This window comes from Enhygromyxa salina, from assembly GCF_000737335.2.
Taxonomy (GTDB): Bacteria; Myxococcota_A; Polyangia; order Nannocystales; family Nannocystaceae; genus Plesiocystis; species Plesiocystis salina_C.
Window position 1 is genome coordinate 67,717 of the sequence record NZ_JMCC02000030.1, and the last position, 11,636, is coordinate 79,352.

Annotated in this window: 8 protein-coding genes; 2 read left to right on the forward strand and 6 right to left on the reverse strand. The window is 66.4% G+C overall.

Annotation, left to right across the window (positions count from 1 at the left end; all coding sequences use genetic code 11):
• Positions 1 to 5 precede the first annotated feature (5 nt).
• Positions 6 to 1,007, forward strand: a complete 1,002-nt coding sequence (locus tag DB30_RS13370) for a ferritin-like domain-containing protein (RefSeq protein ID WP_146658705.1) — start codon at positions 6 to 8, stop codon at positions 1,005 to 1,007.
• Here the strand turns inward: DB30_RS13370 and DB30_RS13375 are convergent.
• The 5 genes from DB30_RS13375 to DB30_RS13395 form a co-directional block, all read right to left on the reverse strand.
• Entirely contained in the window at positions 967 to 2,226 is a 1,260-nt protein-coding gene (locus DB30_RS13375; RefSeq protein WP_052548813.1) for a hypothetical protein, read from the reverse strand. The genes DB30_RS13370 and DB30_RS13375 overlap by 41 nt on opposite strands.
• A 17-nt stretch (positions 2,227 to 2,243) precedes the next feature.
• Entirely contained in the window at positions 2,244 to 2,816 is a 573-nt protein-coding gene (locus tag DB30_RS13380) for a MiaE family protein (protein ID WP_052548814.1), read from the reverse strand.
• A gap of 11 nt (positions 2,817 to 2,827) precedes the next feature.
• Positions 2,828 to 3,649: an enoyl-CoA hydratase/isomerase family protein gene (locus DB30_RS13385; protein WP_052548815.1), complete on the reverse strand. Its 822-nt coding sequence runs from the start codon at positions 3,647 to 3,649 to the stop codon at positions 2,828 to 2,830.
• Between the two features lie 30 nt (positions 3,650 to 3,679).
• Positions 3,680 to 5,788 carry a chemotaxis protein CheA gene (locus DB30_RS13390; RefSeq protein ID WP_052548816.1) on the reverse strand — a complete coding sequence of 703 codons (2,109 nt, stop codon included), beginning with the start codon at positions 5,786 to 5,788 and terminating at the stop codon, positions 3,680 to 3,682.
• Positions 5,789 to 5,968: 180 nt separating this feature from the next.
• A complete protein-coding gene (locus tag DB30_RS13395) occupies positions 5,969 to 6,673 on the reverse strand; it encodes a hypothetical protein (RefSeq protein WP_165703745.1) in 705 nt (234 codons plus the stop codon).
• Here DB30_RS13395 and DB30_RS13400 point away from each other — a divergent pair.
• Complete coding sequence (locus tag DB30_RS13400; protein WP_165703746.1) at positions 6,626 to 7,615, forward strand: transposase; 990 nt, start codon at positions 6,626 to 6,628, stop codon at positions 7,613 to 7,615. The two genes, DB30_RS13395 and DB30_RS13400, sit on opposite strands and share 48 nt — an antisense overlap.
• Positions 7,616 to 8,846: 1,231 nt before the next feature.
• On the opposite strand, the gene DB30_RS13405 is transcribed toward DB30_RS13400, so the two are convergent.
• Positions 8,847 to 11,525, reverse strand: a complete 2,679-nt coding sequence (locus tag DB30_RS13405; RefSeq protein WP_146658711.1) for an RHS repeat-associated core domain-containing protein — start codon at positions 11,523 to 11,525, stop codon at positions 8,847 to 8,849.
• Positions 11,526 to 11,636 lie beyond the last annotated feature (111 nt).

The window sequence follows — 11,636 nt, forward strand, 5'->3', positions numbered from 1 at the left end:
TCGTCTTGGCAACACTGGCGGTGACGCTGGGTGGTTGCTGGTGCGACGTGCCCGACGAGATCCGCGACACGCCGATCTCGGGCACGGTCTCGGGCGACGAGCTCGAGATGGTTCGCAGCGAGAACCCAGACGCCCCCACCCGCTGCGTGGCCGCGTGCCGGGTCGCCCTGGCAAATGGCGGCGTCGATCCGGACGACGACGACAACAACGGCGAGTACGACGAGTTTGTTAATTGTACGGTGCAGGGCATGGAGGGCGGACCCGCGGATCCCTGGGATCCCGCCCACACAGAGATCACCGTGAGCTGTGACGGGCGCACCGTCAGGCCCGGGTTTTGTACCGGTCGGCGACCGCTGGGCCACCACGAGCTGGCGATGCGCTCGCGCTCGCACGCGCAGTGGCTGCGCGTGCACGCCCACCTCGAGCGCGCCTCGATCACGGCCTTCGAGCAGCTCGCGGTGTGGCTCGCCAACCATGGGGCGCCAGACGAATTGCGGGCGCGCTGTGTGGCCGCGGCCGCCGACGAGGTCGTTCACGCCCAGCTGCTCGAGGGCCTGCTGCGCGCCGAGGGCCTCGAGCCTGCGAGCGCCTTGGTCGATGCGGGGGCACCCGAAGATCTGCTGTCCGTCGCGATGCACAACGCCGTCGAGGGCTGCGTGTCCGAGGCCTTCGCCGCCACGATCGCCGCGTACCAGAGCGAGCACGCCGACAGCCCCGAGCTGCGCGGGGTCTTTGCCCAGATCGCCCAAGACGAGCTGCGCCATGGTCAGCTCGCTTGGGATCTGCACGCCTGGTTCATGGCGCAGCTCGACGAAGTCTCGCAGGCCCGGGTCCGCGCGGCCCAGCGCCAGGCCATGCTCGCGCTCGCAGATGTCGCGGCGACAAACGCAGCCGCGAGCCCGGCGGGGGTCGGCTGGCCATCGCCCGAGCTGGCCACGATCATGGCGCAGAGCTTCGCCCGTGGCGTCAACGCGCAGCTCGATGGGGCGCTGCGTATGGCAGGCTGAGCGCGCGCCGCTGGTCGTCCAGAGGCAGCTCGGCGCTGAACCCAATGAACGGGGCCTGGGCGACCGCGTCGGGCCACGCGAGCTTGGGCCAGCGCGTTGCGGTGAGCTCGTGGATCAGCTTGAGCGTGCGAAAGCCATCGAAGCGCTCGCGCAGTCGCTGAGCCAGCTGGGTCGCGGGGTAGCGCTCGAGCAGCGCGTGGGCGGCCTCGAGGACGCCGTGCAGCTGCGGCGCGTCGAGCTCGTCGGTGAGCTGCGCGAGCGCGTCAAGGCCCTCGCCGCTGGCGATCTGTTCGAGCGATCGCAGCACCCGCGCGAGCGCCTGAAACACGCGCGGATCGTAGACCTGCAGCGCCTGCCCAGCGAGCAGCGCCTCGACAGCCGGCCCGGTGCCAAACGGCACCCGCGAGGATCGGCGCGAGCGGATCTCGACCGGCGGGCCAGCTAGCTCGCGCACGCACCCAAGCTTGGCCAGCTTGTTGAGCAAGTAGAAGTCCTCGCCAGCTTGGCGGCGCGGGAACCCACGCACGCTCGCGTACGCCTGGCACGACACGCTGATCAGGCTGCCGATCGTGTGAAACGCGAACGCCGAGCCAGCGAAGTGCAGGCCAGCAACGTAGTAGCGCAGGCTCAGCTCGTAGTGCCCGGTCGCAAGATCGATCTGCGGATCACCGCCGGGCACATGCCAAAAGGGGGCGACCGTCGCGACGATGTTGGCGCTCGCGGGCAAGCTCGAGACCCGCTCGAAGTGCGCGGCGGGCAGGCGCGCGTCGGCGTCGGTGCAGTGGATCCAAGCCGATCGCAGCCGGCCAAGCTGCGCTAGACGCAAGACCACGTCGCCGCCGATCTTGCGCGCGAGCCCAACCCCGTCGTCGGGTCCAAAGCGATGATCACCGCGGACACAGTCGACCAGGATCACGTCCAGCGCGCCCACGCGGTGCAGGCTGATCCCCTCGCCTCGCCAGAGCTGCGGGGAGGCCTCGACAGCCTCGAGCAGCTGCGCGCCCTGGCGTTGGTCCTGCGGATCCTCGCTGGCGTTGACGACCAACACGCACACCACCGCGCCGGTTTGCGCGGGCGCCCGCGCAGCAGCCAGGCACGCCACCTCCTCGCGCCGGGCCGGGATCACGACCGCGTGATCCCATGGGCCGCAGCGCTCGAGGCCCGCGACGCGCTCCGCCGGGACCGAAGCGTGGCGCTCGAGATACTTGTCGATCGACACGAGGGACCTCCAACCGCTCAGTGCAGCGCGGGCCGCAGCGGCAGCCCAGCGACGAGCTCACCCTCGAGCACCAGCAGCTCGGCCACGCGCGCCTCCACTTGCTCAGGCCCGAAACACTGGCGCGCGAGCCGATGAAACAAGCCGACGTGCCGGGCCTCGCAGCGGGTCAGCTCCGCGTAAAAATCTTTGAGCTCGCCGGCCGGCAGCGCCTCGGCGACCAGCCCAAACCGCTCGCACCCGCGGGCCTCGACCACCCCGCCCATGACCAGGCGATCCAGCAGCCGCTCGTCACGGCCGCCGCGAACCCAGCGGATCAGCGGCTCGACGTAGGGATCCTTGGTGTCGGCGCGCAGCGTCAGGCCGCGGGCCTCGATCAGCCGATAGACCTGATGAAAGTGCTCGAGCTCCTCGCGGGCGAACGCGATCATGGGCTCGAGCAAGAGCCTTCGATCGGGGTAGCGAACCACGAACGACATCCCGGTCGCCGACGCCTTGCGCTCGCAGGCCGCGTGATCGAGCAAGAACTCGTCGAAGTTGGCGAGCACGAGCTCGACCCAGGCGGTCGAGGTGGGTGTGACGAGCGGGAGCATGGGGCGGGACCCTACAGCAGCAGCGACCACAGCGGGCGCAGCAGCCACAGCGCGAGGAACATCAGCGCCGGCCCGCGCTTCTTCTTGCCCCACAAGAACCGAAACTGCGCGCGCAGGAACGGCGCGGCCAAGAACGCGTCGGCGATCTCCTGCGACTCGCGGGCGTTGGCGGCCTGCAGCTCCTGCAGGCTGATGCCGCCACGAAACCGCCGCGCGGTCCCAGCTTCGGCCCAGCCCTTGGCGATCCGGTGGGCCTCGTCGAGCAGCTCGTCGTGGGCCACGACCCACTGCACCAAGCCGATCTCGAGCGCCTCGGCGGCGGTTGGCTTCCACCCTTCTTCGCCCAGGATCCGGTCCGCCGTCGCGGCCCCCAACACCCGCGGAAACAGCACCGACGAGCAGCCCTCCGGCGGGACCCCCAGCGCCGCGAAGGGGGTGGAGAAGGTCGCCCGCTCCGAGGCGATGATCCCATCACACAGCGTCGCCGAGGTCACGCAAGCGCCGATCGCCGGCCCGTTCACCGCGACCAGGATCGGCTTGGGAAACTCGAGAAACCCGTCGAACAGGGCCTGGTTGTGCTCGACGATCATCGCCCGCAGCACCCGGGGGTGGCCAAGTCGGATCGTGCCGGCCAAGTTCACCCCCGCGCAGTAGTAGGGATCGGCGCCGGTCAAGATCACCGCCTGGGTCTCGTCGTCGGTCGCGGCCCGAGCCAGCGCGGCCTTCAGCGCGGCCAGCATTGGTTGGGTCCAGCCGTTGAGGCGCTTGGGGTTGTTGAGCGTCAGCGTCGTGACGCCGTCACGCGTCGAGTACAAGACGAGCTCCGAGGACATCGGCGTGTTTATACCCCCACAAACCCGGGATCACAGCGAGATCGCGGCGCCGCCCACGGCCTCCGCGACCAGGGTGCCAACATCCAGCAGCAGCACCGTGCGGTTGTCGCCCAGCTCGGTCGCCCCGCTGATCCCAGGGACCCGCGCGAGGGCCTTGCCAACCGGCTTGCTCACCACGTCTTGCTGCCCGCGCAGCTCGTCGACCACCAGCCCAATCCGGTGCTCGGCGAGGCCGACCACGACCACGTACAGGTGCTCGTGGTGATCTCGCTGGCGCTTGCGGACCGTCGGCTCGAGCTCGAACACCCGCGCGAGATGCAACAGCGGCAGCGTCCGCCCGCGGACCGAGACCACCTCGGCCCCTTCGATCGTCTGAACCTCGCGCGGCTGGATCATGATCGACTCGAGCACCGAGTTGAGCGGAATGCAGAAGGTCTGGCCCGCGGCCTCGATCACCAGCGCTTGAATGATCGCCAGGGTCGTTGGCAGGGTCACGCGCAGGCGCGAGCCAACACCGAGCTCCGAGCTCACGTCGATCATCCCCGCGTGCTTGGCGATGTTGGTCTTGACCGCGTCCATGCCAACGCCCCAGCCAGCGGTGGTCGTCGCCGAATTCCTGGTCGAGAACCCCGCCGTGAAGATCAAGTTGAGCGCCTGCGCGGGGCTCAGCGCGTCGGCCTCGTCGCGGGTGATGAACCCACGCTGCACGGCCCGCTCGCGGATCCCCTGCCAGTCCATGCCGCGGCCGTCGTCGCTCAGCTCGATGATCACCCGGTTGCCGCGCTGGTGGGCCGCCAGCGAGACCCGACCAGCGCGGGGCTTCCCCTTGGCGAGCCGCGCCTCGGGCGTCTCGATCCCATGATCGATCGCGTTGTTGATCATGTGGATCATCGAGCGAGACAGCGAGTCGACGATCACCTTGTCGAGCTCGGTGTCCTCCCCCGAGATGTCGAGTCGGACTTCTTTGCCGAGCTTGCGGGCGACCTTGTGAGCGAGCCGCTCGAGCTCGCCGAACACGTGCCCGAGCGGGACCATGCGAACCTCGAGCACCGCCTCTTGCAAGAGCCCAAGCCGCCGGTTCATGACCCGCAGCTGATCCCGAAACTCACGGCGTAGATCGGTGGAGAGCTGGGCGGGGAGCATGCGCTCGAGCCCGGCGTCGAGGTTGGTGTGGACCAGCGAGAGCTCGCCAACGAGCTTCATCAGGTGGTCGAGCCGGCCTAGGTCGACGCGAACGGTCTGACTGAGGCTCTTGACGCTGAGCTGCTCGCGCTTGGCTTGTTCCGGCGAAGGCGCGGGCGACTCGGTCGGCGCGGGCGTCGTGGGTTGCGCGGGTGGGGCTGGGGCTGGGGCTGGGGCTGGGGCTGAGGGTCGAGCGGCAGCCGGCTCGCGCACGGTCTCGTCGCCGAGAGGTTGCAGGGCCTCGACCTTCGCCTCGCGCTCCTGGATGCCCGCGGCGATGTCCGCCAGCGGCCGCGCCGAGCCCAAGACGAAGTCGAGCCCAATGTGGTCGTCGCTGGTGCTCTCGGTGTTGGGCAGGCAGGTGATCACCTCACCGAAGCGCTGGAGCTCGTCTTTGAGCGCGCTGATCCCAACGTCGACCGCCATCAGATCGAAGCTCGAGCTGACCCTGCAGATGCGGCGCCCCAGCCGAACGTTCTCGCGCAGCCGGAATTCCTCGAACTCGGTCAGGACCGCGCGGATCGAGTCGTCGAGCCACGCGAGCGGATCCCCAGGCTCGGCCACGGGCGCAGGCCCCTGCGCGAACAGCTTCAGCCTGGCCAAGAACGGCTCGATGTCGACGCTTGGCGCCGCCGGATCGATCACCCCGCGCAGCAGCGCCTCAAACAGATCAGTGGACTCGAACAGCAGACCCAAGCTGCCCTCGTCGACCCCGAGCCTGCCCAGTCGCAGCTCGTTGAGAACGGTCTCGATCTCGTGGCTGAGCGTCTCGAGCTTCGCGGCGTCGAGCAGCCGCGCCCCCGCCTTCAGCGTGTGGATCGATCGGAACGCGGCGTCGACCAGAGCCGGGTCCAGCTCGTCGCCGTCGCGCAGCTGCCCTTCAACCTCGATGAGCCGACTCGAGAACGCCTCGATCAGCTCTTGGGCCTCGGAGATGGAGTCCAAGGAGTTGCTCATGGCGCGTCTCGGACAGCGTAGCCGGTATGGGTGGCTGTTTGCGAGATCAGCCGCGAGCCGACGCCGCGGACCCGTTTGGCGACCTCGCGCTCACCCCCCTGGGTCATTCGTCGGGCGCCGACATCCGCGGCCGGGGCAGGAAGTCGCCCCTCAGAAAGTCCGCCATCAAGCCCGAACGCTTCAGCCGCCCGGCCAGCTCGGCCAGAGTGTGCACGGTCCCCGACTCGGCCGGCCCAACCCGCACCCGATGATGATCCAACACCCACCCGTTCGGCTCACCCTCGAAGTAGCCGCTCTCGGCCAGGGCGAAATCATTCGGGCGATCAACAGCGCCTGCCCGTCGATCGTGCGCATCAGCGCTCCATTGTGCTCGATCGCCCACCGCCACGTGGGATCCAGCCCGGCGGCGGCGAGCCGATCGAGCACGACCCGATCGAGCTGCTCGTTGGCGAGCAGCTCACCATTGAAGGGGTCGAGGGTGAGCTCGGGTACGGGGCGGTTCACGCCTACGTAGAGCGCCTGGCCGTCCTGACGAAACGCGACCCCTGCGAGATCTTGGGTCGACCAGCGCACGCCTGGCTCGCTGTCAAACACCGAGAACACCGCGAGCGTCCCCCCGCCCGCGAGCGCCAAGCGATCTCCGTAGGTCGAGTAGGGGGCGAACGCAGCAAATTCGATCGGGCCGGTCCACGCGAGCGGCGGGCCGAGCTTGGCCCGCTCGAGGTCGAGGATGTGCAGCTCACCGGATTTCTCGACCAACGCGAGACCAACTTCGTCATCGAGGATGACGCGGTGAAGCGCGGTTACAGCGTCCAGGCCGTCTGTCTTGGGCTTGTCATGGAACAGGCGCAGACCGCCGACTCCTCGCTCCGTCTCAACGTCCATTTTCATACGCTCGCGCTCGACGGCGTGTACGTCCGCGATGACGCAGGCGTGCTGCGCTTTCACGCCCTCTCCAATCCCAGCCCCGAGCAAGTCGCCGAGGTGGCCCGCTGGACACACCAGCGACTCGTCGGCGTGTGCGAGCGCCATGGTCGTTCGCTCAACGATCTCGACGACACCACCGACGAACTCGCGCTCGACCATCCGGCGCTCGCCGCTTGCTATGGCGCGTCAGTCAGTGATCGCCAGCTGCTGGGTGCCTCGCCCGGCCAGCGGACTCGCAAGCTCGTGCATCCGGTCTGCGAGGTCCCTGCACCTGGCGAGGCGCTCGCCGATATTGGTGGCGTCAACGTCCACGCGGGCCAGGCGGTCAATGGTCGAGATCGTCGCCGGCTCGAGCGGCTGTGCCGGTACGTCGCACGACCGCCCGTGGCACAGGACCGGCTCGAGTTTGCGCCCGACCGTCAGCGTCTCTTGTACAGGTTCAAGCGCGCTTGGAAAGATGGCACACATGCGGTGGTCCTCGAACCGCTCGACTTCATCGCGCGGCTCGTCGCCCTGATCCCACCGCCGCGCTTCCACATGTTGCGCTACCACGGCGTGCTCGCGGCTCACGCCAATGCACGCAGCGAGGTTGTCCCGGGTCCCGCACCCGAGCCGGTCGAGCCGACGCAGCGCAAGTTGTTGTTCGACGGCGAAGCGACCGAGCTCGAACCCGGCACGAAGCCCCCGAGCCGTCACCCGTGGGCGTGGCTGCTTTCGCGGGTGTTCGCGGTCGACATCATGGTCTGCTCGCGTTGTCGCGGCTCGATGAAGCTGGTCGAGCTGGCCAACGAGCGCGACGCGATTGCCCGAGTCCTCGCCACCGTTGGGCTCGGGCCGAGGCCACCACCACGGCCGAGGCCGCCGCTCCCTGGCCAGCTCGAGCTGAAGTTCGCAGCCTGAGCGCCGCGCTCCCAACAGGTTGCGTTGGCTTCGCCGTGTCTCGAACCGTGAGCTCGACCGGGTGAGGCGCGAAGTTGCTCATGGCCATCGCCCTCGCGGGTCGCTCGTCCGGCCTGGAGACTGACACTTGGCCCAAGCCTGGCCCGCCCGGCACCGATGTGCGCCTCGCGCTACTCCGACCAACGCATCTCGTCGCCAGACCACCGTTTGGATGTCCTCTACGCCAGATTGAGTGTCTCGGAGTTCTTGCTCGAAGGATCTGTGTCCGACATCGAGCGAACATCGACAGCCCGCTAGCGACAATCCACGTGCACTCACGCGGACGGACACTCTGTGTCCGACATCCAGCAAACATCGACAGCCCGCCAGCGACGACCCAGATGCACTCACGCGGACGGACACCCCGATGGCATCTTGGGCCCATCGGGCACCCCTTAGGGCCGCAAACCGGACACCGAGCCGGCGGCGGTCGGGATTGCTGGTGTCGTGGGCGATGTAACGACGATCCATCACTCATTCAGTATTCAGTGTATGAACACCCGCTCGTTCGTTCGCCAAAATTGGCAAATATAGCTCCCCTGACCTGGTTTTAGGCCCATCAAAAAGTTCAGCGACAGCAGGCGCGGATACGGCTTCAGTCGCACGGCGCAATTGCTCCGTTGAGTAGGGGGGGGGCAATGCGAGTCCCACACCCTTTAGTTTGTATCGCCAAAGTAGTTGGCCGTGCTCATGGCATTCCCAGTATGACTCTCCAGTGGTCTCGGAGCAGATGGCGGCAGCCGATCCGAGCCACAAGTCGTAAGTGTCTGTCAATGCTGCCATTAAGGAGGGGGGAGGGAGAGACACAACTCCTTGCGAGGCTATTGCCTTCCCGATGTTCCTGATTAGCTCACTTCGTGAGCACGAGTCGTTCGGGTTCGACGCTGCGAGGTCGGCTACGCTGAACAGATCGTGCTTCATGCCCAGGCTGCGCGGGCACCAGCGCAAATTGTCTGTCTGGTGAGAGAGTTCAATCTCCGGCGGCTGACGAAGGAGTTTGGCGCCGCTATAGGGGACCAAGCGCCATGCAATGTGAGTCCATTCCTCGTCCACCTTCGAAATCCTATGTGCGCTTGCCGCGCCCCCGAAGACTGCTCCCAAGATACTGAGTAGGTTTTCGACTGAAGTCATTGTGCTGCCGGCTTAAAATAGAGCTTGAAGTTCACCAGAGTGTGTAACATGTCAGCATCCGCTAGCTTTGCCAGGTCGCCAGTGCATCGATGAAAACAACGTTCCCTGCGCTGTCTGTGAGGAAATTCAAGATGTGACCTTCGGTTGCGATTGACCCGTCCGGCTCTAGCATTTCGAACTGAGCCACACCGACAGACCCAGGTCGGCTACTCAGCGCGTCTGCTGCACTTACCAGGTTTGGCGCGTACGCATCAGTCGTGGGAGCAAGGCTGGTAGAAGAGATGTCTTTGAGAACGCGGGTCCCATGAGCCTCAGCTGCTGGAGCATCTTGAATGATCTCAAGAGCGGTCGAGGGGTTTCCCGAGAGTGTCCGATGGACGGCAATCGTGCTCTCGACACACGCGTGGCAATCGGCGAGGCCTGTTTCAACGATTGTTCGTCCACCTGGCAGTCCAACACCACCTTCGAGCAAAAACAGTTCTTGCCCAGTACGTTCGTTTACAGCAAGGGATCGTAGCCCCGTTCCGATATCGCTCGTTCCCGATTCAACAACTGTGATTGCTCCCAGTGTACGATGTGCACTGCTCGACGTGGGGAGAAGTCCTCGGCGCGCGAGTAAAGCGGCACGGAGACTGAGTACTTCGACATGCAGCCCCATCGCTTCGAGTGCGAGGTTGCCCACCAACTGAACACGCCCACCAAAATAGGTTACCTTTCGCTGGGAACTCTGGACGAAGTCCGCGTGAAGGTCGAGGAAGGGGTCCTGAATCCCGACTGTCTGGTCGTTTAGGAACGGCTCCGCGTGTGCGGGAAACATCTCGTAGAGGCCGAGCGGCGGTTGGATATTCTGCGCCTGTTCTAGATCGCGTTCATACTGTGCTTGAGCTTGACGCTGGTCCGCGCGTGCTTGTGGATTCGAAGAAGGAAGAGGATTCCCAACAACGGTACCTGTTTCGTCGTTCGAGAACGAAACCTCACCCCCGGCGTCACCGGGCAAGTATTCTGGGATCGTAAGCTCGTAGGGAACGTACCCTCCCGCGGACCTGGAATCTTTGCCCGATATTCCCTCAGACAGCCCGGTTGTGTCGACGCGCCCTGTAGGATTTGCGGTGTAGATAAATCGGTTGATGCCACCGGCGAGGCCGATTGGATCAGTCGCTGTCCATCGACCTAGCCACGGCGCGTAGTAGCGCGCCGTGTGATACCCGAGCCCCGTCTCCTCGTCCCGCTCCATCCCGGTGTAGCGGTACCGCTTCGCCGGTACGTCGATCTGGCTGTCGACCAGTCGATACGCGCTCGTGCCGTAGGGGTGGTACTCCTCGTACGAGATGACCGCGCCCGTCTCGGTGACCTCCGTCGCTGCGGAGCCGAGGTGGTTGCTCAGCTGGAATCGCCAGATTCCGGTCGGGCTGCCGACGGCGTTGCCGTCGTCGACCGTGTGGGTCTCCACCAATACGATGCGGCCGGTGTCGTCGCTGACGTGCAGCGACTCCCATTCCTCCTTCAGCGTCCCGTTGACGCGCTTGCGGTACAGCTCGAAGCTGCCGAGGTAGATGCGTTCCTCGGTGGTCGCTCCCGCGTGCTCGACGTACTTGCGGACCCGCTGGCCGCCCGCGTACTGGAAGTAGACGTCTTGCGAGCCCACCGTGCAGTGCTGCAGCTGGTCGAGCTCGTCCCACTCCATCGCCGCCATGTGCGGCATGGCGGTGAAGTTGCCGTGGATGTCGTGCGGGTAGGTGTGGCTGTATGTGGCGGTGTTCGTGTAGAGGGCCCCGGCGGAATCGGCGGGGGCGCTGGTGCCCACGAGCCGGTTGCCGTCGGTCCGGTACTGGTAGCGCCGCGTCCACCCAGTCCCGCTCGCTGGCGCGTGAACCACCGTCTCGAGGTTGCCGACGGCGTCGTAGATATAGCTCTGCGTGTACCGCCGCAGCGCGTTCGGGTCGTTCGCCATCGGCACCGGGCTGCTGTCGGGCGGCAGCTGGGTGGCGCTGCGCTGCGCGGTCCCCTGCGTCGCGTGCTCGCGCCCGGTCGCCTCGACCAGCCGATACAGCGCGTCGTAGCTATAACTGTTCGCCGCCTCGACGATCGCGTTTTGAAAATAGACCGTCTGCTGCGCGTCGTCGCGGATGTCCGTGACGTTGCCGACTGGATCATAGTGATACTGCAGGCCCTGCAGCTTCTTGCTGTCGCTCGCGCGGGTGGTCTCGATCGAGCGCAGCCGGAAGCTCAGCGGGTCGTACTCGTAGGTGGTGGTCGTCGCGTTGGCGGCGTGGGTGATCGACTCTCGCCGGCCGCGGACGTCGTAGGTGATCTCCGCAACCACGGGCGTCGACGTGCTCGAGCCGCGGTGCTTGCAATCGACGGTTTTCAGCGCGCCGCGCTCGTTGTACCCGTACGCAACCTCCGAGCCGTCGGGCGAGATCGCGGTCAGCACCCGCCCGAGCGCGTCGTGGGTGCTCGACGACGTGTACACGGTCGTCTCGAGCGAGGACGCGGCGGCGGTCGCCATCGCGGCTATCGTGTTCTGGTTGACCAGCACTGTCCAGTCGTTTTTCGCGGTTGGGTCGAGAGGCAGCTGAATTTGCGAGGTTGTCGGGAGGCCTTTGTAATCGTATGCAGGCGTGGTCGCCTGGCCGCCGCCGTCGTAGGTTCGGTAAGCGCGGCCACGATGGTTTGTTGTTTGCGGACTGCCGAGCGATTCCCCGTAGATCACGCGTGACAGCAAGATCTCGCTGCCCACCGCCGGCTGCACGTAGCCGTCGACGGGCCGAGCTCCCGCGTGACCTGAACCTCGATCGCGTGTTTTGGCATCGGGCCAAACGGAAGGTCCGCAAGAACGGGACCGTGCGCT

Excerpts from the sequence above, each read along its gene's own strand:
- DB30_RS13380 (WP_052548814.1), bottom strand. The coding sequence starts at position 2,816 with ATGCTCCCGCTCGTCACACCCACCTCGACCGCCTGGGTCGAGCTCGTG.
- DB30_RS13385 (WP_052548815.1), bottom strand. The coding sequence starts at position 3,649 with ATGTCCTCGGAGCTCGTCTTGTACTCGACGCGTGACGGCGTCACGACG.
- DB30_RS13390 (WP_052548816.1), bottom strand. The coding sequence starts at position 5,788 with ATGAGCAACTCCTTGGACTCCATCTCCGAGGCCCAAGAGCTGATCGAG.
- DB30_RS13400 (WP_165703746.1), top strand. The coding sequence starts at position 6,626 with ATGGAACAGGCGCAGACCGCCGACTCCTCGCTCCGTCTCAACGTCCAT.
- DB30_RS13395 (WP_165703745.1), bottom strand. The coding sequence starts at position 6,673 with ATGGACGTTGAGACGGAGCGAGGAGTCGGCGGTCTGCGCCTGTTCCAT.